Source organism: Dysosmobacter sp. Phy (assembly GCF_054476235.1).
Genome location: NZ_CM136997.1, coordinates 1,299,116 through 1,323,983 on the forward strand (window position 1 = coordinate 1,299,116; position 24,868 = coordinate 1,323,983).

A 24,868-nucleotide genomic window follows, 5' to 3' on the forward strand; every position below is an offset into this window, starting at 1 on the left:
ATTTGGGATTTCCAAAGATCCATTTGTTTGTAATAAAAATTTTTCCATAGATTTTAGGAGGCAATCATTATGTCTAAAGTTATTGGTATCGATCTGGGCACCACCAACTCCTGCGTGGCGGTCATGGAGGGCGGCGAGGCCGTCGTCATCCCCAATGCCGAGGGCAACCGCACCACCCCGTCCGTGGTGGCCTTCTCCAAGACCGGCGAGCGCATGGTGGGCCAGGTGGCAAAGCGCCAGGCCATCACCAACCCCGACCGCACCATCTCCTCCATCAAGCGGGAGATGGGCTCCGACCACAAGGTCAGCATCGACGGCAAGAACTACACCCCCCAGGAGATCAGCGCCATGATCCTCCAGAAGCTCAAGGCCGACGCCGAGGCGTACCTGGGCTCCACCGTCACCGAGGCGGTCATCACCGTCCCCGCCTACTTCACCGACTCCCAGCGCCAGGCCACCAAGGACGCCGGCAAGATCGCCGGCCTGGACGTCAAGCGCATCATCAACGAGCCCACCGCCGCGGCCCTGGCCTACGGCGTGGACAAGGAGCAGAGCCAGAAGATCATGGTCTACGACCTGGGCGGCGGCACCTTCGATGTCTCCATCCTGGAGATCGACGACGGCGTCATCGAGGTCCTGGCCACCGCCGGCAACAACCGCCTGGGCGGCGACGACTTCGACGAGTGCGTCATGAAGTGGCTGGTCAATGAGTTCAAGCGCAGCGACGGCGTGGACCTCTCCGGCGACAAGGTGGCCATGCAGCGGCTGAAGGAGGCCGCTGAGAAGGCCAAGATCGAGCTCTCCGGCGTCACCACCTCCAACATCAACCTGCCCTATATCACCGCCGACGCCACCGGCCCCAAGCACCTGGACGTGACCCTCTCCCGGGCCAAGTTCAACGAGCTGACCGCCCATCTGGTGGACGCCACCATGGGCCCCGTGCGCCAGGCCATGTCCGACGCCGGCCTGCAGCCCAGCGACCTGAGCAAGGTGCTGCTGGTGGGCGGCTCCAGCCGGATCCCCGCCGTGCAGGAGGCCGTGAAGAACTTCACCGGCAACGAGCCCTTCAAGGGCATCAACCCCGATGAGTGCGTGGCCATGGGCGCCGCCCTCCAGGCCGGCGTGCTGACCGGCGACGTCAAGGGATTGCTGCTGCTGGACGTCACCCCGCTGTCCCTGGGCATCGAGACCATGGGCGGCGTGTTCACCAAGCTGATCGACCGCAACACCACCATCCCCGTGAAGAAGAGCCAGATCTTCTCCACCGCCGCCGACAACCAGACCTCCGTTGAGGTCAACGTCCTCCAGGGCGAGCGTGAGATGGCCGCCGCCAACAAGAGCCTGGGCCGCTTCCACCTGGACGGCATCGCCCCGGCCCGCCGCGGCGTGCCCCAGATCGAGGTGACCTTCGACATCGACGCCAACGGCATCGTCAACGTCTCCGCCAAGGATCTGGGCACCGGCAAGGAGCAGCACATCACCATCACCTCCTCCTCCAACATGAGCAAGGAGGACATCGAAAAGGCCGTCAAGGAGGCCGAGCAGTATGCCGCCCAGGACAAGAAGATGAAGGAGGAGGTCGAGGTCCGCAACCAGGCCGACCAGATGGTCTACCAGAGCGAAAAGACCCTCTCCGAGATGGGCGACAAGATCCCCGCCGACGACAAGAGCAAGGTCCAGGCGGGTATCGACAAGCTCAAGGAGACCCTGAAGGGCCAGGACACCGCCGCCATCAAGGCCGCCACCGACGAGCTGACCCAGGCCTTCTACGCCGTGAGCGAGAAGCTGTACCAGCAGGCCAATCCCCAGAACGCCGGCCCCCAGGCCGGCCCCGGTCCCGACGCCCAGCAGGGCGGCCAGTACTACGACGCCGACTACAAGGTCGTGGACGAGGACGACAACAACAAGAAGTAACGAACAAAACGGTCCAATGGGACGGGGAGCTTCCCCGCCCCATTGGGACCGTTTGGCGGAAAATCAGATATGAGGACGGGGTCCCGGCGCCGGGGCCCGGTCCTGATCCCTGATTCCCGACTGATAGGAGCATCATTATGGCAGAGCAAAAACGCGATTATTACGAGGTCCTGGGCGTTGGCCGGGGCGCCTCTGAGGATGAGATCAAAAAGGCATACCGGAAGCTGGCCAAGGCCAACCACCCGGATCTGCACCCCGGCGACAAGGATGCCGAGGCCCGGTTCAAGGAGATCAACGAGGCCTACGAGGTCCTCTCCGACGCCGACAAGAAGGCCCGGTACGACCAGTTCGGCCACGCCGGCGTGGACCCCAACTTCGGCGCCGGCGGCGGTGGGTTCGACGGCAGCTTTGACTTCGGCGACCTGGGCGACATCTTCGGCAGCTTCTTCGGCGGCGGCTTCGGCGGCGGACGGCGCACCAACCCCAACGCCCCCCAGCGGGGCGAGAGCATCCGGCTGTCCGTGGCCATCAGCTTTGAGGAGGCGGCCTTCGGCTGTGAGAAGTCCGTGACCGTGGAGCGGATGGAGCCCTGCGACACCTGCCACGGCAACGGCTGCGCCCCCGGCACCTCGCCGGAGACCTGCCCCGACTGCCACGGCACCGGCACCGTCCAGGTCCGGCGGCAGACCCCCATGGGCGTGTTCGCCACCTCCTCCCCCTGCGCCCGCTGCGGCGGCAAGGGCAAGATCATCCACCAGCCCTGCAAGGACTGCCACGGCACCGGCTTCACCCGGCGGCGCAAGACCATCCAGGCCAGCATCCCGGCCGGCATCGACAACGGACAGACCATCTCCATTCGCGGCCAGGGCCACGCCGGCAAGAACGGCGGCCCCGCCGGCGACCTGCTCATCACCATCACCGTCCGGCCCCACGAGCTGTTCCGGCGGGAGGGCACCTCCGTCCTCTGCGAGGCGCCCATCACCTTCGCCCAGGCGGTCCTGGGCGCGGAGCTGGAGATCCCCACCATCGACGGCAAGGTCAAGTACACCCTGCCGGAGGGCACCCAGTCCGGCACCACCTTCCGCCTCAAGGGCAAGGGCATCCCCTCCCTCAACGGCCGGGGCCGGGGCGACCAGTACGTCACCGTCTATATCGAGACGCCCCGGAACCTGAACAAGGAGCAGAAGGAAGCCCTGAAGAAGTTCGCCGACACCATGGGCGACAACAACTACGAGGAACAGAAGAAATTCTTCAAGAAATTCAAGAAGTGAGGGACCGCCATGTACCTTGCGGACTATCACACCCATACCACCTGCTCTCCGGATGCCCGGAACACCATGACGGAGATGGCCGCCGCGGCCGCTGCCGCGGGGCTCCAGGAGATCTGCTTCACCGACCATGTGGAGCCTCTGGAGTGGAACTGCACCGTGCCCAAGACAGCGGACCACGACTGGGCGCCCCTGAAGCGGGCCTTTGCCGAGGCCCGCTCCGCCGCGCCGGAGAGCGTGCAGCTGCGGCTGGGCATCGAGATCGGCGACGCCATCTGGAACATCGACTGGGTGGAGCGGCAGCTGGAGCGGGCGCCGGAGCTGGACTTTATCATCGGCTCCGTCCACAGCCTGCCCCCGCCGGCGGACTGCAACCTGGCCCTGTTTTCGCCCGCCGACGAGACGGAGGCCCGGGCGGGCCTCGCGGACTACCTGGACAGCGTGGAGCGGATGGTCCGCTGGGGTAAGTTCCAGGTGGTGGGCCACCTGACATTGCCTCTGCGGTATCTCAACGAGCGCCGTGGCTTCCACCTGACCTTCGACGGGTTCGAGGACCGGCTGGAGGCGATTTTGCGGCTGGTGGTGGAGCAGGGCCTGGGCATCGAGGTCAACACCAACCACGGCAACACCCCCCTGCCGGACGAAAAGTGGCTGCGGATGTACCGCGCGCTGGGCGGTGAGATCATCACCCTGGGCTCCGACGCCCACCGGACTGACGGCGTGGGCTGCGCCATCCGGGAGGGACAGGCGCTGCTGCGGGCATGCGGCTTCCGGCGCTTCTGCACCTTTGACCGGCGGCAGCCGGTCTGGCACGACCTGTGATTTGCATTTTCCCCCGGAAGGATTTATAATAGGCCCATGAGCACCCTGCGCCGCCCGCCGGGGCGGCGCGTTCATCCATCATCTGACATAAAAAAGGAGAAGGATACTATGAAGATCGCTCTGGCTTCTGATCACGGCGGATACGCCCTCAAATGCGACATCAAGGCCCTGCTGGAGAAGCTGGGCCACCAGGTGGAGGACTTCGGCTGCCACTCCACGGAGAGCTGCGACTACCCCGACTTCGGCGAGGCGGCGGCCCGGGCCGTGGCCGCCGGGACCTGTGACCGGGGCATCGTGATCTGCACCACCGGCATCGGTATCTCCATCGCCGCCAACAAGGTCAAGGGCATCCGCTGCGCCCACTGCGCCGACTCCCTTCAGGCGGAGATGACCCGCCGCCACAACGACGCCAACATGATGGCCATTGGCGCGGGCTTCACCGGCAAGAACATGGCCGAGCGGATGGTGGAGGTCTTTTTGACCACCGAGTTCGAGGGCGGGCGCCACGCCCGCCGGGTGGATAAGCTCAACGCCATCCAGCCCTGAGCTTCCGCGCCGCGGAAGCCGAGATTACCGGAAGTGAGGTGAGCCGCCATGTGGGCCGCAAAGGGATACCGCAGCTACCGGGGCCGTCCGCCCAAGGGGAAGATCGCTCTGGCCGTGGTGCTGGTGCTGGTGATCGTGGCGGCTGTGGCCGTGATCGTGCTGCAGGAGTACCTGGTCTATGACGCCGACGGCAACGCCCGGCTGGAACTGCCCTGGCAGCAGGACACGGAACAGACGGAGGAACTGCCCCAGGAGCCCGGAGAGGTGGATATCGTCATTCAGGAGCCGGAGACTCCGGCCGGGGCCAAGGTCCTGTGGCTGACGGATACGCCCCTGACGGCGGCCTCTGCCCCGGCGGGTCTGGAGGAGAGCGGATATGACGCCGTGGCCGTCACTATGAAGGACAGCTCCGGCAGCGTGTACTACGACTCCCAGGCGGCGCTGCCCGCCGCCGGAAAGACGGCCGATACCACGGCGAAGGCCCTGGCGGACCTGACCGGCAGCGGCGTCCACACCATTGCGCGCCTCTCCTGCCTGCTGGACAGCCGGGCCGCCAACGCCGATGTGGAGGGCCGGGGGCTGAAGAACACCGGCGGCTATATCTTCTATGACGGCAACAACCTCAACTGGCTGGATCCGTCCAAGGAGGGGACCCGGACGTATGTGGGCCAGCTGGCGGTGGAATGCGCCGCCCTGGGCTTTGACGAGATCCTGCTGACGGATGTTTCCTTCCCCACGGTGGGCAAGCTGGACAAGATCCAGTACCCGGAGGAGGGCATGGAGGCCAGCCTCAGCGGGCTGCTGACGGCCCTGCGCGCCGCTTTGGACCAGGCTGGGTACGAGGATGTGCTGCTGTCGGTGGAACTGCCGGCGGAGACGATCCTCACCGGCCGGGATGAGACGGCGGGACTGGTGCTGGCGGAGATCGCACCCCTGACGGATCGGATCTATGCCCGGACCATTGCCGCTCAGGCCCAGGAACTGTCCGATGCCGTGACGGCGGCGGGCGGCGAAACGTTTGTGCCGGAGCTGCAGGCTCAGCCACAGGATCTGAAGACGTATCTGGTAGAGGCATCCTGATGGGAACACAGCCCATTGCATCGCACCCCCCGGCGGGAATCTCCCGCCGGGGGGTGCTGCGCTATGGAGCGATCAGTCCTTCTTTTGCAGCAGGCGCCACAAGGTCGTGCGGCTGATGCCCAGCCGTTTGGCGGCTGCCGTCTGGTTGCCGCCGGTTTCCTCCAGCACCCGCACGGCCACGTCCCGGCTGATCTGCTCCAGCGTCCGGTTCAGATCCAGAGGGGCGGAGGCGTTCTCCGCCCGGGGAGAAAATGCGCCCATGTGCCGCTCTTTGCGGAGGATGCGGCGCACGTCATCTCCTGAGATCATCTGACCGGCGGCAACCACCGCCAGCTCGCCCACGACCCGGCGGAACTGGGTGTAGTTGTGCGGCCAGTGAAAGGATTGCAGCAGGGCCATGGCCTCCGGGTCCGCGCCTACCAGCTGCCGGGGGAGATCTGCGTTGAGATGGCTCAAAGACCGGTTGACCAGAGCGGGGATCTTCTCGGCCATCGACCGCAGGGGCGGAAGGAACAGCGACAGGCAGCACAGCCTGTCCATAAACAATGAGCCTGCGGCGGAGGTATACTCTCCCGGCTGACACACGCAGGAGAAGATGACCCGGTTGCGGCGGCATACGTCCATCTCCGTGAGAGCCGCCAGCAGCTGCCGGCGCCGCTCCCCGGGCAGGGCGTCAATGCTGGCAAAATAGAGGGTGGAGCCCTCGTCTGCCAGGGGGGAGTTGTGGTGTTCCAGCAGGAATGTCCAGCTTTTGTCATTGAGCAGACTGCAATTTACCGATATCAGGGGATTGCGCCGCAGGGGGCCGTGTATGTACAGCAGGCTGACCACGGACTCCTTTCCCGTTCCGTCCTCACCGGTGACCAGCACCGGGGCGCCGCTGCCGCTGATGCGGGCGATATCCTCCTGAAGATCGCTGAGGGACGCGGCAAAGCTGAAAATGCTGTCGCAGTAAGCGGCCTCCGCCTCCGGACGGGTGATAAAGCGAATGCCCGCCTGACTGGGCGACAGCGGAGAGCGTCTGGCCACAAAGAAAAAGGCGGTGTGGCGGCCGCTGCCCGAGGAGATCTGCCGGGAGCGGATGGAATACAGCATGCCGCCCAGATTCCGGGTGATGCGCCGCTCTCCGTCCCTTTGGGATTCCGGCAACTCCCGCCGCAGCAGCTCCAGCAGGTCCGGAGAGGGGTTGTCCAGGGTGGAGAGAAAAAGTTCGCCGCTTTCTTCAAAAACCATGGTCTGACCGATCTGCCCATGGAGCAGTTCCCGGAAAAAGAGGTTTTCCTCCCGGAGCCGGGCCTGGCTGCGGCAGAGGGCCATAGCGCGCTCAAAAGCCTGACGCACGCTGTCGGCACCGGAGGTAATCAAAAACGAGTTCAGGCCCAGCCGCTTGGCGGCGGCGTTGGCGACGGCGTCGCAGAGGACGGTCTCATAATGCTCCGCCCTCAGCGCGGCCAGCACCGGCTCCACCTCCTCTGCACAGTTCACGGTGCGAATGTCGATGTCATAGCCCATCAGATCACACAGCATCCGGGCGTTGGCGGTGATATTGTCAAAGGAGACCATGGCCGCCTTTTGGGCCTGTGCGGAAATTCCCGCCAGTTTCAGCGTGCACAGCAGGTCATAGGTGGATACGGGGATCTCGACGACCGGCAAAGGCAGGTTTTGCTTGAGCATTTTGGCGGTGCCGCCCCGGGAGATGATCACATCATAATCGCCATGGAAGTTGCTGCGGGCGATTTCCAGCCCCTGCTCCAGATCTCCCACAAGCAGTGTCAGATCCATCTGTGGGTACTCCTCTGCCAGAGCGGACATCAGGGATTTCATCCCCTCAAAGGGAGCAATCCCCAGGACCCGGTAGTTGCCGTCCATAACTGCCTCCAAAACTGTTTAAAATTTAAACACATTATACCAAATTCACAAAAACAGAACAATCCTTTTTCTACGTGTTTCAAAGATAAACGCTTTGGAGGAGAAAAAAGGTTGCTGCATCATGTGCAGATTTGTAAAATAGAAGCTGTAATTGCGGAGAAAATGTAAGGTTTCTTGATGTTTCAAATGTGAACGACAGCGGGAGGCGGCGACATGGTTGACTTGCTGATTATTGCCGATGATTTTACCGGAGCGCTGGATACCGGTGTGCAGTTTGCCGCTCGCGGTGCGGCCACCAGCGTGATAACGGATCCGTCCTTTGATTTTGCCGGCGTGGATGCGGGGGTTCGGGTGCTGGTGCTGGATGCGGAAACCCGGCATCTGGCTCCTGAAAGAGCCTATGCCTTGGTCCGGCAGGCGGCAGCCCGGGCGCTGGATGCGGGGATCCGCTGCATTTACAAAAAGACAGATTCCGCCCTGCGGGGAAATGTGGGCGCCGAGCTGGCGGCGGTGCTGGACGCGGCCGGAGCAGACCGCATGCCCTTTGTCCCCGCCTTTCCCAAGATCCGCCGTATCACCCGGGACGGCATCCACTTCATTGACGGCGTACCGGTGGCGCAGAGCGTGTTCGGTCAGGATCCCTTTGATCCGGTGCGCCACTCCCGGGTATCGGAGATCCTGGGGGAGCAGACCGCTGCTCCGGTGATCCGGCGCAAAGCCGGGGATCCGGGAAACGATCTGCCCGGCATCCAGGTGTTTGACGCGGCCAGCGATGAGGATTTGGCCGCCATCGGCCGCCAGCTGGGCGCGGCGGGGGTGCGGCTGTCCGCCGGCTGCGCCGGCTTTGCGGCGGTGGTGGCGGATCTGCTGGCCCTGGAGGGGGCGCCTCCCCAGATCCCGGAACTGCACGCGCCCTTTTTTGTGGTCTGCGGCAGTGTGAACCCGGTGACTATCCGCCAGCTGGACGCGGCAGAGCAGGCGGGATTTCCCCGCCACCGGCTTTTGCCGGAGGAAAAGCTCCTGCCGGAATGGCTGGACAGTGCGGCCTGCGCCGCTGCTGTGCAGGACCTGCTGGCTTCAGCCAAACAGGAGGGCCGCTGTATCCTGGACAGCAACGATCCCCCGGAGAACAGCGCCGCGGCCCGGGACTTTGCCGCCGGGCGGGGCATGGATATTGAGGAGGTCCGGATCCGGATCTCCGGCACCATGGGGGGCGTGATGAAGCGGCTGCTGGACAGCGGCCTGGAGGCCACGCTGATGTGCTCCGGCGGCGACACCCTTCTGGCGCTGATGCGTGCCGTGGATGTGGCGGAGCTGATCCCCGTATGTGAATTGGCCACAGGCGTCGTGCTCACGTATTTTGTTTACCGTGGAAAAACCCATCCCATCATTGCCAAATCCGGCGGTTTCGGAGAGCCAGACCTGCTGTGCAGACTGGAGGAGCGGATCCGCACCGGAGCAGATCAGTAAGGAGGATTACAGCATGCTTGCCAGATATGATTTGAAAATGCCCCATGCGGTGTTCAGCGGACAGGATGCCCTGGAGAAGATCCGGGATATTCTGGCGGAGAATCAGGTCGGACGCCTGGCGGTCTTTACAGACCGGGGAATCCGGGGCGCGGGATTGCTGGACCTGCCTATGGCGCAGGTGCAGCAGGCCGGCGTGGACGCTGTCATCCTGGACGATCTGCCGGCGGAGCCCTCCTATGAGGAGGCCCAGAAGCTGGTGGACCAGTGCAAGGCCTGCGGCGCCGACTTTATCATGGCCGTGGGCGGCGGCAGCGTTATGGACACAGCCAAGCTGGCCAGTATCCTGATGACCGACGAATACGGGATCAAAGAGCTGCTGGACACCCCTGCCCGCGCCAGAAAGTGTATCAAGACATTGATGATCCCCACCACCGCAGGCACCGGCTCCGAGGCTACGCCCAATGCGATTGTGGCTGTGCCTGAGAAGCAGCTGAAGGTCGGCATCGTCAATACCGAGATGATCGCAGACTATGTGATTTTAGATGCCGCCATGATCAAAAAGCTGCCCCGGAAGATCGCCGCCGCCACCGGTGTGGACGCACTGGCCCACGCAATCGAATGCTGGACCTCCAACAAGGCCAATCCCTTCAGCGATATCTTCGCCATGCAGGCGCTGGATATGATTTTAAACAGCATTGAGCGCGCCTGCGACGATCCTGACGCCATGGATGCCAAAAACCGGATGCAGATTGCCAGCTTCTATGCCGGCGTGGCTATTACAGCCTCCGGCACCACCGCCGTCCATGCCCTCAGCTATCCGCTGGGCGGTAAGTATCACATTGCCCATGGAGTATCCAATGCTATTTTGCTGGCGCCGGTCATGCGGTTCAACGAGCCGGCCTGCCGGGAGCGGCTTGCCGCCGTCTATGACCGCTGTATCTGCGGCCGCGAGACCACGGTGGAGGGCAAGAGCGCCGCAGTGATCGCCCGCCTGGAGCAGATCGTAAAGCACCTGGACATCCCCACCAGTCTCACTGAGTTCGGCGTACCCAGAGAGGATCTGGAGGCTCTGGTGGCCTCCGGCATGGAGGTCACCCGGCTGCTGGTGAACAACATGCGCGAGGTGACGCCCGACGATGCGCGGAGCATCTATCTGGAGGTGCTGTGAGGGGCGTTCTTGACGGATATCTTCTGGGCACAGGCGGAGAAGAACTGTAAAAAAACAGGAGACAGGCCGGCGGAACCGGCCTGCGCAAAGAGAAAGGAAGCATCATCATGGAAAAACCGATCCTTGGCATCTCTATGGGAGATCCCTTTGGCAACGGCCCGGAGATCACGGTCAAGGCGCTGGCTGACAAGCGCATTTATGACCGCTGCCGCCCCCTGGTAGTGGGCGACGCCGCCAGCATGGAGTACGCCGCAAAGGTCGCGGAGAAGCTCTCCGGCGTTCATCTGACGATCCGGCCCGTTAGCTCTGTGGCTGAGGCACAGTTCCGGCACGGCACCATCGACGTATATGACATGGGGATCGTCAAGGCCGGAGATATCCCCTGCGACCCTGCCGATCCCAGGCCCTTTGGGCTGGGAGCCACCGCCCTGGGCGGCGAGGCGGCCTTTTCGTATGTGGTGAAGGTGATTGAGCTGGCGATGGCCGGCGAGGTGGATGCCACCATCACCAACGCCATCAGCAAGGAGGCCATCAACATGGCCGGTCACCACTATTCCGGCCATACGGAGATCTACGCCGATTACACCCACACCTCCAAGTACACCATGATGCTGGCGCACAATGATCTGCGCGTGGTGCATGTCTCCACCCACGTCTCCCTGCGGGAGGCCTGCGAGCGGGTGAAGAAGGACCGGGTGCTGGACGTGATCCGCATTGCCAACGACGGCTGCAAAGCCATCGGTATCAGGGAACCCAAGATCGCCGTGGCCGGCCTGAACCCCCACTGCGGTGAAAACGGCATGTTTGGCACTGAGGAGATCGAGGAGATCCAGCCCGCCATCGACGCCGCCATGGCCGAGGGGATCATCATTCCCGAAAAGAAGCCCACGCCCCCGGATACAGTGTTTTCCAAGGCCCTGGGCGGATGGTACGACATCGTGGTGGCCATGTACCACGATCAGGGACATATTCCGCTGAAGGTGAAGGGCTTTGTTTACAACCGGGCGCTGGGCCACTGGGATGCGGTGGCAGGCGTCAATGTGACGCTGGGACTGCCGATTATCCGCGCCAGCGTGGACCATGGCACCGGGTTCGGCCACGCCGGAGACGGCCACGCCAATGAACTGAGCCTCATCAATGCCGTGGATTACGGAATCCGCATGGCAAACGCCAAAAAGGGCTGCTGAGCGGCCAAAGACCCCGGAGATGTCTGAGGCCCCGGTTCCTCTGCCTTGCGCAGAGGAACCGGGGCCGTTTTGCGCTTATACGCCGGGGGCCATGGCGGGGTTCACGCTGTCCAGCCAGTCCACCAGGGCGCCGATGCGGTCGATGACCACGTCGGGCTTCTCCGCCCCGGCGCCCACCGCCGCGTCCTTCTGGGCGGAGAGGAAGGAGCCGATCTGGACCGCCTTGCCGAAGCCCGCCCTTTTGGAGCCAATGATGTCCCGGGAGACGGTGTCGCCCACATACACGCAGTTTTCCGCCGCCGCCTGCATCTGCCGCAGGGAGATGCGGAAGATCTCCGGGTGGGGCTTGCGGTAGCCGGTGACGCTGGAGACAGTCACATCCTCCATATAGGAGCGGATGCCGTACTGCTCCAGCACATCAAAGACGTTGTAGAGAGAGGCGTTGTTGGAGATCACGCCCAGGCGGTAGCCCCGGCGCCGCAGGGCTTCCAGGGTCTCCGGCACGTCAGGGCGCAGTTCCCGGTGGTAGAAGGTGACCTCCCAGAGGTTGGCCAGGGTCTCCGCCAGGGGCACCAGCTTTTCCCGGGGAAAGTCGAAGTCCCGGAGATAGAACTCCGGCCAGATCTCCTCCGGCTTCTTCTCCAGCCAGACCGATTCGCTCCAGGCCTTGTAGGCCCGCACGCCGGCAAAGACCTTTTCCCGGAACTCCTCCGGGGAGCAGCCGGGTTCCAGTCCGCCTGCCCGCAGGGTCTCCATCAGCCGTGTCACCACCAGGGCGCGGGTCTCGTCGTTGTACCAGATATCCTCCAGGGTGCCGCCCATGTCAAACAATACTGTGTTGAGCATCGCTCGATTCCTCCTTGCTTAAGTGGCCTGCCAGCCGCACAGGGCCCAAACCGCGTTGTGGTCCGACAGCTCCTCGCCGGTGAACCGCTCCAGGGCGGAGCCGGCCGGGGCGAAGCCGCAGTCGGCCCGTCGGGTGGAGATGGTGCGGCTGTCCGATGCCGTCATGCCCCGCACCAGCAGCCAGTCCAGCCGCAGCTCCAGGGCGCCGCCCCAGGGCAGGGGCTTGCGCCGGGTGGCCTCCGGCCGCAGAGGCACCAGCGTGTAGCCCAGGGCCTGGGCCGCGGGGAGACACTCCTCCCAGGCGGCCACATCCTCCAGGCACCGCCGCTGCAGCTCCGGAGAGGCGGCGATCTGGTTGATGGCGTCCTTGTCCCGGCCGTCGAAGGTGTTGGTGTTCAGGTCGCCGCCCAGGATCACCGGCAGGCCGGGGAACAGCTCCTCCGCCGCCTGCAGAACCGTATCCAGCTGCGCTTTGCGGCCGGGGCCGTGGGTCCGGTTCTCCAGGTGGATGGACCCAACGCCCACCCGCCGTCCGGCCACCTCGATCTCTGCCAGCACCGCGCAGCGGCCGCCGATGCGGCGCTGGCGGTCAAAATACCAGTTGTACTGCTCCGGCAGCCGCACGGCGGCGGCCCGCCGGATGGGCCAGCGGGAAAAGACGGCGTTGCCGTGGTAGCCCTTGGGATCGTCCTGGTTCACCAGCTCTATGAATTCCAGGGCGTAGACGTAGTTCATGCCCAGACGCTCCGCCAGCTCCCGGGCAGTATCCCGCCCGCCGGAGCGGACACAGCCGTCGTCCAGCTCGTTGGCCAGGATCACGTCATAGGGCCGCACGTCGGGACAGGAGAGCAGGAAGTCACCCAGCTCCTCCAGGTGGACGCCCCGTTCCATATTGAACACCAGCGCTCCCAGAGACCCGGTGGTGCCCTCGGGCGCCGGAACCAGGTTGTGGATCCGGGCTTCGGCGAATTGGGGGATCTGCTGCATCACGGATTCCTGGGACTGCCGGTCCAGCAGCGCGCCAAGCTGCTGCCGCTTGGGACTGGAGATTGCTTCCATTTCTGTTACCCTCCTTGTCTTTCCATACAGGTGGAGCGTATGATCAGCTCCGGCTGGACCAGATGGACTGTACGGCTGCGGTCTCCTTGGATCTGGGAGAGCAGCTGCTGTACGGCCAGACGGCCCTGCCGGCGTTTTTTCTGTGAGACGGTGGTCAGGTGGATGCGGGGCAGGTGCGAAAAGGAGATGTTGTCATACCCCACCAGGGACAGGTCCCGGGGCACACGGACGCCGCAGGCCTCCGCCGCCTCCATCACCCGCAGGGCCACGATGTCCGAAAAGGCCAGCACGGCGTCCGGCGGACGGTCCTGGCGGAACAGAGCCAGCGTTGCCTCATAGGTCCACTGGCGGCTGTTGTCGGCCTGGTCCTGCGGCATGGCGTATTCCCTGCCGGTGAGTCCCGCCTCCGCCAGCGCCCGGCGGAAGCCCTCGGACCGCTGTACCCGGGTCAGGGACTGGTCCCGGCCGCCCAGAAACACCAGGTCCCGGTGTCCCAGTTCCAGCAGGTAGCGGGTGGCCCGGTAGGCGCCGGCGATATTGTCCCCGGCCACGTAGCTGCTCTGGCCGTCGTGATTGATGCCGATGTAGACGCAGGGCAGGTCGCCCAGAACGGCTCTGTGGGCAGCCTGGGACTCCAGAGACAGAGGGGAGATCAGGATGCCGTCGATCCGGCGGCTGAGAAAGCCGTCGATGGCCTGGAGCTCCTGGCGGGCGTCCCGCATGGAGTTGCTCAGCAGCATCCGGTAGCCCTGCTCCGCTGCCGCCTGCTCGATGGCGGTGGCCATGTCGGAGAAATAGGGGTTGGACACGTCCGGCACGATGACTCCAATGGTGTGGGTGGACTGTCCGGCCAGACCCCGGGCGGCGCTGTTGGGCACATAGCCCAGCTGGGCGCAGGCGGCCCGGACCCTCTCCTTGGTCTCCCGGCTGATGTCCGGGTGGTCGTCCAGGGCCCGGGACACCGTGGCAAAGCTGACGCCCGCCAGGGCCGCCACATCTTTAATCGTCGCTCGTTTCGTCATCGTCGTCATCCATATACAGCAGCATGGCCTCCTCCTGCTCCGACCGGCCGGACATGGGCCCGCCGGCCCCCTCCGGGCCGAACAGGGCCGCATCCTGGGCAGCCTGGGGACCGGGAGCGGCGGCAGGCGTCTCCGCCTGTGGGACGGGCGCTGCCGGCTGCGGGGCGGTCTGTGCCGCCTTTTTCCGGGGCTCCTTAGCGGCGGAGGCCTCCGCCGCCGCCCGGATCTCCTCCTGGACGGTCTTGCGGCGGGCCACCAGCTGGGGATTGCGCCGCTTGAGGGCCAGGAAGATGCCCCAGGACACGGCGTTGCCCACCAGGACCGGCAGCAGGCCGAACAGAGTGATCAGCCGCAGCATGTCGGAGCGCACATCCGCATCCAGGAAGGAGGCGCCCACATAGAACATCAGCAGCGCCACCGCCAGCCCGGCGAAGCCGTAGGGGGCGATCCGCTTGTCCCGCAGCAGAAATTGCAGGCAGCACAGAGCGGTGCCCAGCAGGGCGATGAGGATGCCCTGGACCACGGTGCTGGAAGCTTCACTGCCCAGCCGCACAAGGCGGTACAGGGGCTCCGACAGCACGCCGTAGAGAATGCCGAACACGAACAGGTCGATCAGGGCCGCAAAGAAGGCCGTCACAGCCATGGAACTTTTCCTGCGGTGATGTTTGTCGATAAAGAAACCCATAGGCCCTCCTTGTGCCATGACGGCTGGAACTGAAAGCGGAAATGAGCGGCAGGCGGCGCCTGCCGGCGGAGCCGGGGAGGATCCCCCGCCCAGTCCTATGATATAGAATGATACATGCAGAGCTTAAACTGTGCTGAAAACAGCTCCAGCCTGTCCTGCTGCCGGGACAGACTGGAGCGGCGGGCGGACAGCCGCCCGCCGCTCCACGGATCCTTCAGGTTTTCCGGCCGCAGGGAATCAGCCCAGCATCTGCCAGAAGTCGCGGACGGTGTTGTAGTTCACATAGATCTCATCGGGATCGAAGGGAGAGGTGTAGAGATCGCTGAAGGGAGTAGAGCCCTCGGCAGGCTCGATATCGTCGCGGACAGGCCAGCCGCCCAGGGTGTTGAAGGGCTCATAGCCGGAGGTATCACCGTCGATGCCGCCCATCATGAAGCGGATCAGCAGCTTGGCGGCGGCGGGATGCTGGCAGCCCTCCACCACGTACAGGGTGTTGATGGCGGGGATGCCGGCAGTGGGATACAGGTTCACAGGAGCCAGGACCCAGCCGTTGTCCTCGTTCTTGCGCAGCTTGGAGGAGGCGCAGAAGCCAATGGGGGGATCTGCCTGACCGGGCGTGCCGACAGACTCGGCGATCTCATCGGAGGAGGCAGTGAAGGTGGGCTTGTTGTCGTGCAGGCGCTTGAGGAACTCAAAGCCGGCGTTGGTGCAGCCGTCGGAGAGGACCAGATCCTCGCCGTAGAGCTCCTTGTAGGCGGCGGCCAGCTGATCGGGCACATCACCCACGCAGAAGCCGGTGATCCAGGAGCCCCAGGAGATATTGTCCAGGGGGTTCTGCATCATAATCTTACCCTGCCACTGGGGTTCCGTCAACTGCCAGATATTCGTAATGGGAGAGCCGTCGGGATAGGCCTCGGCGTTGTAGAACAGCTGGGTCAGCTCGATGTAGAGCGGAGTGGCGGTGGCGGTGTAGGAGGGATCGATGTGGGCGAAGATGTCCTCGGGCTGATAGAGGTAGAACACCTTGTTCTTCACGTACTCGTTGTACAAAGAGCCGTCCATATCCTTGATGTGGACCACGTCGGCCACGTACTGACCGGCCTCGTGCTCGCGGGTGACCTTCTCCAGCAGCTCGTTGGTGGAGATGTCGAAGGCCTCGCACGTGAGTTCGGGATACTTGGCCATGAAGGCCTCGGCCACCTTGCCGCAGCGGGAGGAGATGGAGTAGAGGGTCACGGTGCCGCCCTCTTCGATGGCCTTCTGATACAGTTCCTCGTCGGTTTCATTGGTGGCGTAGATGTTGGCGGTCTCCTCCCAGGCGGTCAGCGTGGATTCGGCGCCGTCGCCGGAGGGTTCTTCGCCGCCGGTAGAGGTGTCGCCGCCTCCGCCGCAGGCGGTCAGGGAGAACAGCATGACCGCTGCCAAAAGGATGCTGAGCAATTTCTTGTGCTTGAACATGTTCCTTTTCCTCCTTTTTTCTTCCGGGTGATTGCAGGTTGATCGGGATGGTGAACGCGGCGAAAGCCGCGGGGCGCTCTTACAGGGAGTACTTGATCAGCTTTTCGCTCTTGGTATCAAAGACGTTGATCTTCTTGGGGTTGAAGGTGAGGTACACGGTCTCGTCGCCGGAGTAGTGGGTGGAGCCCAGCTCCTTCACCGTCAGCATGGCGTCGCCCACCCGGACGCTGACCAGGGTCTCAGAGCCGGCGGGCATGCCGGAGTAGACGCGGCCCTCCACCTGCTCGGGAGCGGTGCGCTGGCGGGAAATCACGATCTGCTCAGGGCGGACGCCCAGGGTGATGTCCAAATCGCCGGAGGTGGGGGCCTCGGCGGTCATGTCCTCCCGGGGGAAGCTCATGGCGCCCAGAACGCCTTCCACGCTGAGGCCGTCAGAGCTGGCCTTGCCCTTGACCTTTACGAAGTTGATGCTGGGGTTGCCGATGAAGTCGGCGGTGTAGAGGTTCACCGGGTTGTCGTACAGCTCCAGGGGCGGGGCCACCTGCACCAGCTCGCCGTGACGGAACAGGGCGATGCGGGTGGACATGGTCAGGGCCTCTACCTGGTCATGGGTGACATAGATGATGGTGCTGCCGGTCTCGTGGTGGAGCCGCTTGAGCTCGGAGCGCATATCCACGCGGAGCTTGGCGTCCAGGTTGGACAGGGGCTCATCCAGCAGCAGCAGCCGGGGCTCGGACACGATGGCCCGGGCGATGGCCACGCGCTGCTGCTGGCCGCCGGACAGCTCCGTGGGATACCGCGTGGCGTACTCGCCGATCTGCATCCGCTCCAGAGCGCTCTCCACCATCTTCTTGATCTGGTCGGAGGGGGTCTTGCGGATCTTCAGGCCGAAGGCCACGTTTTCATACACCGTCATGTGGGGCCACAGGGCGTAGGACTGGAACACCAGGTTCAAATTCCGCTGGGAGGGCGGGGCGAAATAGGCCTCGGCGGCATTGACGATCTCCTTGCCGTCCATGTAGATGAAGCCGTTCTGGGGCTTTTCCAGGCCGGAGACCACACGCAGCGTGGTGGTCTTGCCGCAGCCGGAGGGGCCCAGCAGCGTCATGAATTCGCCGTCCTCGATGGTCAGGTTCAGATCCTTCAAAACGTGGTTCTTACCATAATATTTATCAACATGTACCAGTTCGATCTTGCTCATGTCTCTCGTCTCCTCTCTATGTCCGAATGCTCAGCCCGCCATGCTCTTGGCCAGGTCGGCATCGCCGAAGATATTGGCCAGCGCGTACACCAGGAACACGATGGCGAACATCACGATCGCCACACAGTTGGATGCCTGGGGCGAGTTGCCGTTTTGATACTGGAACGCCAGATAGGGCAGCGTGGAGGTGGTCGGGGTCATAATGAGGATGATGAGGTCCAGTTCCTTCATGATGGACACGAAGATCAGCATAAAGCCGGAGATGAAGCCGCCCTTGGACAGGGGGAAAACGATCTTGACGAACCGTTTGAAGAAGCCGGCGCCCTCGATGGTGGCGGCCTCCTCCAGCTCGCCGCTGATCTGCAGCATGTTGGAGGTGCCGGCACGGGAGGCGAAGGGCAGGTGCTTGACCACGGACACCAGGGTCAGCAGGGCGAAGGTGCCGTACAGGGCCGGGACCAGCGTCACGCCGAAGAGGGTCTGGGGCTGGGAGAACATGGACAGGTAGATGCCGCCGAAGGCCACGGAGGGGATCAGGTAGGGGATGAACACCAGCTGCTCCACCAGCTTGCCGTGGAACTTGCCGCGGCCCTTGGCACAGATATAGCCCAGCATCTGGCCGAAGATGGTGCCGAAAATGCCGTTGACCAGGGTCAGCCGCAGGGAGTTGAGCAGGGCCTTGATGAAGTCGCTGTTTTTGAAGATGCCGGGCATGCCCTCCATGATCTTGGGGTCGGGATCGCCGATCCAATAGTGGAGCGTGAAGTTGGACAGGCTGTAAACGCCCTCCTTGAGCATGCAGCTCTCCAGGATCAGGATCACGATCGGCATGATGATGCCCACCGCGAAGAACACGAACAGGATCAGCGTGATGACGGGCCGGCCCACGCGGCCCAGGCCGATCAGGGTGGAACGGCCGCCCTTGCCGCCGATGGTGGCGTAGGACTTCCGGGCGCCGATGAGCTTCTGGTTGACGAACACCGCCAGAGAGGCAATGCAGATCATGATGATGGCCATGGCAAAGGCCGTCTGGGTGTTCTGGGACTTGTTGTTCATGTACAGCTGGCTGGACAGGGTATAGAACTGTGCGGGAGAGCCCAGGTAGTTGATGACGCCGAAGGTTCCGATGGCCTTGGAGAAGGTCAGGATCACCGCCGACAGCATGGCCGGCAGCACCAGGGGCATGGTGATGCGCCGCAGGATCATGGCCTTGCTGGCGCCCTGGATCTCGCCCATCTCCTCCAGCTCGGAGTTGATGGAGTTCAGCGCCGCGGAGACCAGCAGGTATGTATAGGCGTAATAGTGCAGGGTCAGCACGATGATGATGGCCAGCCTGCCGTAGGCGATGGGCTCCAGCCAGTCCAGATTGGTCACGCCCAGGGACTGCATGATGGAGGCCACAAAGCCCGGCGCACCGCCCAGCCGCGGCGTCTTGAACATGGACAGCCAGGCCTGGGATTTGCACCAGGAGGGGATCATGTAGGGGATGATCACCGCCAGGGAGAAGAAGGGCTTGCAGGGCAGATCGGAGCGGACCATGAGCCAGGCCAGCACGGCGCCCAGCAAGATGGCGAAGAAGGATACGCCCACGCCGATGGTCAGGGAGTTGAGAAGCGGCTTGATCAGCATGTTCATGGACAGCTCACTGGCCAGCAGCCGCTGCCAGTAGTAGAAGGTGAACTTGCCCACGTCCTCGGGGCCGCCGCCCACGGCGCGCAGATCCCGCTGAGCCAACTGGAAGGTGGTGGCGATCATGTCCAGCAGCGGCACCACGATCAGATAGATCAGAAGGATGATGGCGATGAGGACGATGATGTTGTAGGGGTTTGTCACGACGGCCTTGATTTGGTTTTTCAAGCGCCTTGACTTGGAATAGGTCTGCTGTGTTTGTTTCATTGCGCTCAATCTCCCCTCTCTTTCCTGCGAATCGTCTGCAAATTTTATGCAAACGTTTTCGTTCCGTAGCTTTACATTAGCATTTGCACACGGGATTTGTCAAGATGCCATTTGTATTTTCAACATTTATATGCAAGGATAATCGGCATATTTGTCTTATATGCACAATGTTTATAGGGGGTTTGTCTGATATAATAATAGTGCAAACGTTACCGGGTATCTTCCGGAAATCGCCGCAGACAGGAGGCGCTTCCATGCAGCAGGTTACCATCAAAGACATTGCCCGGCTGGCGGGCGTCTCTGTCACCACCGTGTCCCGGGCGCTGAATCACGCCCCCGAGATCCGGGCGGAGACCCGGGAACGGATCCTGAAGCTGTGCCGGGAGCAGGGCTATCGGACCAATCTGCTGGCGAGGAGCCTGGTGTCCAGCCGCTCCAATGTGCTGGGGCTGATCCTGCCCTCCATCTCCAATCCATTTTATGCGGCGCTGGCGCTGAATATCGAGACCTTTGCCAGGGAGCGTGGCTATCAGGTGATGCTGTCCACCGGCCGGCCCGGAGACGACCGGATTGAGACGCTGTTTGACTTCCTCATCAGCCAGCGGGTGGATGCCGTGCTTTTGGCCAATGCCAGCGACGCGGCCCATGTCCTTTTGGGCCGCTACCACGAGACGGTGCCCTGCGTGCTGCTGGGCAGCCACGCCCGGGATACCTCCCGCCTGCGCATCAACGCCGTCAGCGTGGACAACTACGCCGGCGGCCATCTGGCGGCGGAGTATCTGCACCGCCTGGGCCACCGGCGGGTGGTGTATCTGGGGCGGCGCCTGGGGACCGCCTCTCATACCCTGCGCTACAAGGGCTTCCGGGATGCCGCCCGGGAGCTGGGAATGGAGCTGCGGACCGTGGAGAACACAGGAGGTGCCTCCAGCGTAGAAAACGGCCACCGTATGGGATGGGAGCTGCTGCCCCATCCTCTGCCGGAGACCGCGGTCTTTGCCGCCTCCGACGCGGTGGCGTTGGGCGTGCTCCAGGCGGCGGACGAGCTGGGGGTGGACGTGCCCGGGCACTTGTCCCTGATGGGCTTTGACAACATCGAGTATGCCGGCCTGCCCGGTATCCAGCTGACCACCCTGTCCCAGAACGTACCCCTCCTGGCCCGGACGGCGGTGCGGCTGACGCTGGAGCTGATCGAGAGCCATGAGCAGGAGGTCTACACCCGCAAGCTGGTGACGCCGACCTTGATTGAGCGGGCCACCTGCCGGCCGCTGACGCCGGATGGAGCCGGCTGAGCCATATACGACACCGCCCCGCCCCCGCAAGGGAGGCGGGGCTTTTGCTGCTGCTTTTTGGTTAATGCGGTGGTATGATACAAAAGAGATGAAGAAGAGAAGGCGGCGCCATAGCGCGGATCGCCCCGACGGAGGAGGGCGGCGCCCCGGGCCGCGGATCGCCGCGGCACTGGGGGACGGAGAGGGCGTTTGTCCGGCGGGGCATCCCGGCCCGGCAGCTTCGGCCGGAGCTGCTGCACAAAGACGGAGGGCGCCGTCGGGAGAGACGGTATGTGCGCGCTGCACCTGCTCCGGGGAGACGAAAATTTTGCGGGGATCACGCAGGTTTGGCGATATTTGTCCAACTCTACTGTTGATCGGTTGCCGCGCCGCCCCGGAGCCGGTATGCTGTTGCCGAGGTGATAGATGTGTTTACCATTGACAAACAGGCGTTCGGCGCCTTTGTGGCGCAGCTGCGCCGGGAAAAGGGGCTCACCCAGAAAGAGCTGGCCCGGGAGCTGTACGTATCTGACAAGGCGGTGAGCAAATGGGAGACCGGCGCGTCCATTCCGGATACCGCTCTGTTGGTCCCGCTGGCGGAGCTGCTGGGGGTGACAGTGACGGAGCTGCTGCTGTGCCGGCGGCAGGTGGACCAGGCGCCCATGGACGCCCGGACGGTGGAGGACGTGGTGAAAACCGCCATTGCGTACTCCGATGAAAAAGCCCGGCGGGTGTGGCGCAGCTGCGGCCGCTGGCCGCTGTGGTACGGGCTGACGTTGCTGCTGGGAGCGGCGGGGCTGCTTTTCGGCGCGCTGGTGAACGCGCCCGTGGAAAATGCGGGGACGGCTGTGCTGCTGGGGGCGATTTTCGGCGCGTGGTTCTGCTTTTTTGCCCGGCAGGAGCTGCCGCGGTTTTACGATGAGCATGTGATCCACGGCATGATGGACGGCCCCTTCCGCATGAATGTCCCCGGCGTCCGCTTCACCAACCGCAACTGGCCCCTTATCGTGACGGTGGGACGGGTGTGGAGCTGCGCCGTCATGGCGGGGATGCCGGCGATCACCCTGGCGGCGCATGCGCTGTGGCCGGAGTTCTGGGCGCAGTGTCAGCTGGCGGTGTTTCTGACCGCCATGCTGGGAGGTCTGTTCGTCCCCATCTATGTGGCGGGCAGGCGGTTTGAGTAGGGAAACCTCCGCTCAAAAAGGGCCGCGCCTGAAAAACCCCAAAGGGATGATATGCGGAAACGTCTGCGCTGCCGGCCGGCAGCGCAGACGTTTCCTTTTGACAAACAGGGCATGACCGGTTTGGAGACGGGAGAACGGACTCCCTTCTGCGCCCTGTGGGATTGGAGGAAACGGCTCCGGGCGGGGCAAGTCCGGCCGTTGAAAACAGGGGGGCGCGGCCATCCGGACACCTCCGGCAAATCCGGGCCTGCTGCGCCTGCCGGGCGGCGGACCGCTGCGGGGCAGGCGTAAAGCGGCTGGTCGCCGGAGGCGGGTATGACAGGGCTGCCTGCCGCAGCCTCAAAATATTTTGTGCAACCTAAATAAAAGTGTTGCATTTTAAAGGTTGACCTTTTATAATATGGCACAAGCCAGCTCCGGGGAAGTCGCGGATAACTTTTGTTAACCTTTTCGTATCCGATGGACGCCCGCCGGCATCGCCGGTCCTGGCAAATATATAAAAGGAGTCTTGCTACATGAAAACCACAGCGCAGAGGAAGGAAAGCAGCATCGACAACATCTACCGCCTGGACGGGCGGGTCCCCATCGGACGGGCCATCCCCTTCGGATTGCAGCACGTGCTGGCCATGTTTGTGGCAAATGTGGCGCCTCTCATCATCATCGCCTCGGTGGCGGTGTACAACGGGGCCCCCTTCACCGCCGCGGAGACGGCCCAGCTGCTGCAAAACTGTATGCTGATCGCCGGCATCGGCACCCTGGTCCAGCTGTACCCGGTGTGGAAGATCGGCTCAGGGCTTCCGGTGGTCATGGGACTGAGCTTCACATTCCTGGCCGCCGCCATGACCACCGCCTCTCAGGACTACGGCGTCATGGTGGGCGCCATCATCGTAGGCGGCTGCTTTGAGGGCATCCTGGGTCTGACCGCCAAGTACTGGCGGCGGATCATCAGCCCCACCCTCTCCGCCTGCGTGGTCATCTCCATCGGCCTGAGCATCCTGAATGTGGGCGTGTCCTCCTTCGGGTCCTCCTCCGCCTACCCCCTGGGGTCCTGGCAGAACCTGCTGGTGGCCGCCATCACCCTGGCGGCGGCCCTGGTGTTCCACACCATGCTCAAGGGCGTGGCCAAGCAGCTGTACGTGCTGCTGGGCATGCTGGTGGGCTACGTGGTATCCATCTTCTTCGGCATGGTGGACTTCGGCTCCATGGCCGACACCATCGGCCAGCTGGGCGTGGTGGCCGTGCCCCGGCTGTTCGCCTACGTGCCCAAGTTCCAGATCGGCGCCATCTTCTCCTTCGCCCTGGTGTTCATCGTCTCCGCCGTGGAGACCATCGGCGACACCACCGCCACCTGTACCGGCGGCCTGGGCCGGGACATCACGGAGAAGGAGCTCTCCGGCTCCCTGTGCTGCGACGGCTTCGTCTCCGCCATCTCCGGCGGCGTGTTCGGCTGCTCCCCCATCACCTCCTTCAGCCAGAACGTGGGCCTCATCTCCATGACCCACGTGGTCAACCGCTACTGCATCATGTTCGGCGCCCTGGCTATGATCCTGGGCGGCCTGTTCCCGCCGGTGGGCGCCTTCTTCACCACCCTGCCGGACTGCGTGCTGGGCGGCTGCACCGTCATCATGTTCGGGTCCATCATGATGTCCGGCGTGAAGATGCTTCAGGAGGCCGGGCTGAACAACCGCAGCACCCTCATCGCCGCCACGTCCATCTGCCTGGGCGTGGGCGTCACGGAGGTGGACGGCTTCTTTGACAATCTGCCCGCCGTGTTCGGCGACGTGTTCGCCGGCAACATGGTGGCCGGTGTGTTCGTGGTGGGGCTCATCATGGAGCTGTGCCTGCCCAAGGACCCCGCCCGCTACGAGACCCGCCCGGCGGAAAAGAACTGAGCGGCCTGCAAATGCGCAAAAAACCAGCCGGGACGGATCTTCCGTCCCGGCTGGTCTTGTGTTTGGGGGAAGCGTGCGGTCAATCCCGGTCGGCGTCCCAGTCCAGGATGGCGCCGGTGGCGGCGTCGATCTCGAACTCATACTCCATGCGTCCGCTGCGCAGCTCACCCTCGTAGAGGAGGCGGTCGTCGTCGTGCTCCAGCTGGAACTTGGTGTAGACGCCGGTGGTGCCGGCGGTCCGCTCCACGATCTGCTTCACCTGGGTCTCAGTGAGGAGGTCCTCCCCGCCGGCGGCGGGGGCGTACCACTCGATGTCGTAGTCAAAGCTCAGGACAGCGCCGGTGGCGGCGTCGATCTTGTAGTCGTACTCCCGGCTGCCGGCAAAGAAGTCCACCTCGTAGACCCGGAGGCCGTCGTCAACATCCACTTCCGTCTCCATAAAGAGCGTGTCGGCGGCCTTCACGCCGGCGTGGGTCAGAGCGGCGGTCTGGGCCGCCTCGGCGCCGATGTCGGTGCCGGACTGGGTGTAGCCCCGGCCCTTCCGGTCCTGGTCGTAGCTGCGTACGGTGCCGGAGGCGGCGTCCACCTCCACCTCGTACTTCCAGTCTCCGGAGAGGAACTCCACCTCGTACTCCAGACGGCCGTCGTCATAATCGCGCTTGGCCCAGATCCAGCTGACCTGGTCGGCGGTCAGCCCCGCGGTCTCCAGAGCCAGGGTCTTGGCGCCGGCCTCGTCCAGGGCGGCGGGCTTGGCGGCGTCGGAGACCGCAGTGGCGGAGAGGGTGGTGACGGCGGGGGCGGCAGATGCGGTCTGGCTGCGCTCCGTGGCCAGGGTGGGGGCGATCAGGGCTCCGCCCACCACGGCCAGGGCGGCGCAGCTCACCAGGGTGCGGGTAACGATCTTCTTCATCTTTATGTCCTCCTCAAGGTTGTTTTTCAGCAATCGTCGGGGGGTGTTGTTTGCTGTTCGTCAGTATAATGCGGGAGGAGGCACGTTTATTGCGCGGAGCAAAAAAATTTTTTCAACCTGCAA

20 protein-coding genes are annotated in these 24,868 nt (G+C 63.7%); 11 read left to right on the top strand and 9 right to left on the bottom strand.

What is annotated here, in order from left to right; all coding sequences use genetic code 11:
• The first annotated feature begins 69 nt into the window (after positions 1-69).
• From dnaK to ACVDHE_RS06430, 5 genes are all read left to right on the top strand, one after another.
• The gene (dnaK, locus tag ACVDHE_RS06410; protein WP_325226828.1) at positions 70-1,914 is read left to right on the top strand and encodes a molecular chaperone DnaK; all 1,845 of its coding nucleotides are present in this window, start codon (positions 70-72) and stop codon (positions 1,912-1,914) included.
• Positions 1,915-2,051: 137 nt separating this feature from the next.
• On the top strand, positions 2,052-3,185 hold the full coding sequence (dnaJ, locus tag ACVDHE_RS06415) for a molecular chaperone DnaJ (protein ID WP_213037345.1): 1,134 nt from the start codon (positions 2,052-2,054) through the stop codon (positions 3,183-3,185).
• 9 nt (positions 3,186-3,194) lie between these two features.
• A complete protein-coding gene (locus ACVDHE_RS06420; protein ID WP_458885985.1) occupies positions 3,195-4,004 on the top strand; it encodes a histidinol-phosphatase HisJ family protein in 810 nt (269 codons plus the stop codon).
• A 108-nt stretch (positions 4,005-4,112) separates the two neighbouring features.
• Complete coding sequence (rpiB, locus tag ACVDHE_RS06425) at positions 4,113-4,550, top strand: ribose 5-phosphate isomerase B (RefSeq protein WP_213037347.1); 438 nt, start codon at positions 4,113-4,115, stop codon at positions 4,548-4,550.
• Positions 4,551-4,598: 48 nt separating this feature from the next.
• Positions 4,599-5,630, top strand: coding sequence for a putative glycoside hydrolase (locus ACVDHE_RS06430; RefSeq protein ID WP_325226825.1), 1,032 nt, complete (start codon positions 4,599-4,601; stop codon positions 5,628-5,630).
• Positions 5,631-5,702: 72 nt separating this feature from the next.
• Here the strand turns inward: ACVDHE_RS06430 and ACVDHE_RS06435 are convergent, their stop codons facing one another.
• Positions 5,703-7,499: a PrpR N-terminal domain-containing protein gene (locus ACVDHE_RS06435; protein ID WP_458885986.1), complete on the bottom strand. Its 1,797-nt coding sequence runs from the start codon at positions 7,497-7,499 to the stop codon at positions 5,703-5,705.
• A gap of 213 nt (positions 7,500-7,712) precedes the next feature.
• Between ACVDHE_RS06435 and ACVDHE_RS06440 the strand changes: the two genes are divergently transcribed.
• The 3 genes from ACVDHE_RS06440 to pdxA all read left to right on the top strand — a co-directional run bounded on the left by ACVDHE_RS06440 (position 7,713) and on the right by pdxA (position 11,324).
• Complete coding sequence (locus tag ACVDHE_RS06440; protein ID WP_458885987.1) at positions 7,713-8,969, top strand: four-carbon acid sugar kinase family protein; 1,257 nt, start codon at positions 7,713-7,715, stop codon at positions 8,967-8,969.
• Positions 8,970-8,982: 13 nt separating this feature from the next.
• Positions 8,983-10,137, top strand: coding sequence for an iron-containing alcohol dehydrogenase (locus ACVDHE_RS06445; protein ID WP_458885988.1), 1,155 nt, complete (start codon positions 8,983-8,985; stop codon positions 10,135-10,137).
• 107 nt (positions 10,138-10,244) lie between these two features.
• Positions 10,245-11,324: a 4-hydroxythreonine-4-phosphate dehydrogenase PdxA gene (gene pdxA, locus ACVDHE_RS06450; RefSeq protein WP_418724927.1), complete on the top strand. Its 1,080-nt coding sequence runs from the start codon at positions 10,245-10,247 to the stop codon at positions 11,322-11,324.
• Positions 11,325-11,399: 75 nt separating this feature from the next.
• On the opposite strand, the gene ACVDHE_RS06455 is transcribed toward pdxA, so the two are convergent.
• The 7 genes from ACVDHE_RS06455 to ACVDHE_RS06485 form a co-directional block, all read right to left on the bottom strand.
• On the bottom strand, positions 11,400-12,170 hold the full coding sequence (locus ACVDHE_RS06455; protein ID WP_213037352.1) for an HAD family hydrolase: 771 nt from the start codon (positions 12,168-12,170) through the stop codon (positions 11,400-11,402).
• Positions 12,171-12,188: 18 nt separating this feature from the next.
• A complete protein-coding gene (locus ACVDHE_RS06460) occupies positions 12,189-13,229 on the bottom strand; it encodes an endonuclease/exonuclease/phosphatase family protein (RefSeq protein WP_325226822.1) in 1,041 nt (346 codons plus the stop codon).
• A 5-nt stretch (positions 13,230-13,234) separates the two neighbouring features.
• On the bottom strand, positions 13,235-14,251 hold the full coding sequence (locus tag ACVDHE_RS06465) for a LacI family DNA-binding transcriptional regulator (protein ID WP_458885989.1): 1,017 nt from the start codon (positions 14,249-14,251) through the stop codon (positions 13,235-13,237).
• Positions 14,229-14,936: a hypothetical protein gene (locus ACVDHE_RS06470; protein WP_458885990.1), complete on the bottom strand. Its 708-nt coding sequence runs from the start codon at positions 14,934-14,936 to the stop codon at positions 14,229-14,231. Before ACVDHE_RS06470 ends, ACVDHE_RS06465 begins: the two co-directional genes overlap by 23 nt.
• 237 nt (positions 14,937-15,173) lie before the next feature.
• Entirely contained in the window at positions 15,174-16,394 is a 1,221-nt protein-coding gene (locus ACVDHE_RS06475) for an ABC transporter substrate-binding protein (protein WP_458885991.1), read from the bottom strand.
• Between the two features lie 79 nt (positions 16,395-16,473).
• The gene (locus tag ACVDHE_RS06480; protein WP_418725469.1) at positions 16,474-17,595 is read right to left on the bottom strand and encodes an ABC transporter ATP-binding protein; all 1,122 of its coding nucleotides are present in this window, start codon (positions 17,593-17,595) and stop codon (positions 16,474-16,476) included.
• 30 nt (positions 17,596-17,625) lie between these two features.
• Positions 17,626-19,491, bottom strand: coding sequence for an ABC transporter permease (locus ACVDHE_RS06485; RefSeq protein WP_325226814.1), 1,866 nt, complete (start codon positions 19,489-19,491; stop codon positions 17,626-17,628).
• Positions 19,492-19,745: 254 nt separating this feature from the next.
• Between ACVDHE_RS06485 and ACVDHE_RS06490 the strand changes: the two genes are divergently transcribed.
• The 3 genes from ACVDHE_RS06490 (at position 19,746) to ACVDHE_RS06500 (ending at position 23,835) form a co-directional block, all read left to right on the top strand.
• Positions 19,746-20,780 carry a LacI family DNA-binding transcriptional regulator gene (locus ACVDHE_RS06490; protein ID WP_458885992.1) on the top strand — a complete coding sequence of 345 codons (1,035 nt, stop codon included), beginning with the start codon at positions 19,746-19,748 and terminating at the stop codon, positions 20,778-20,780.
• Between the two features lie 407 nt (positions 20,781-21,187).
• Positions 21,188-21,943 (top strand): helix-turn-helix domain-containing protein, encoded by a 756-nt coding sequence (locus ACVDHE_RS06495; protein ID WP_458885993.1) that lies wholly within the window; start codon positions 21,188-21,190, stop codon positions 21,941-21,943.
• A 515-nt stretch (positions 21,944-22,458) separates the two neighbouring features.
• Entirely contained in the window at positions 22,459-23,835 is a 1,377-nt protein-coding gene (locus ACVDHE_RS06500; RefSeq protein ID WP_213037361.1) for a uracil-xanthine permease family protein, read from the top strand.
• Between the two features lie 79 nt (positions 23,836-23,914).
• On the opposite strand, the gene ACVDHE_RS06505 is transcribed toward ACVDHE_RS06500, so the two are convergent.
• The gene (locus ACVDHE_RS06505) at positions 23,915-24,745 is read right to left on the bottom strand and encodes a PepSY domain-containing protein (protein WP_458885994.1); all 831 of its coding nucleotides are present in this window, start codon (positions 24,743-24,745) and stop codon (positions 23,915-23,917) included.
• Between the last annotated feature and the right edge of the window lie 123 nt (positions 24,746-24,868).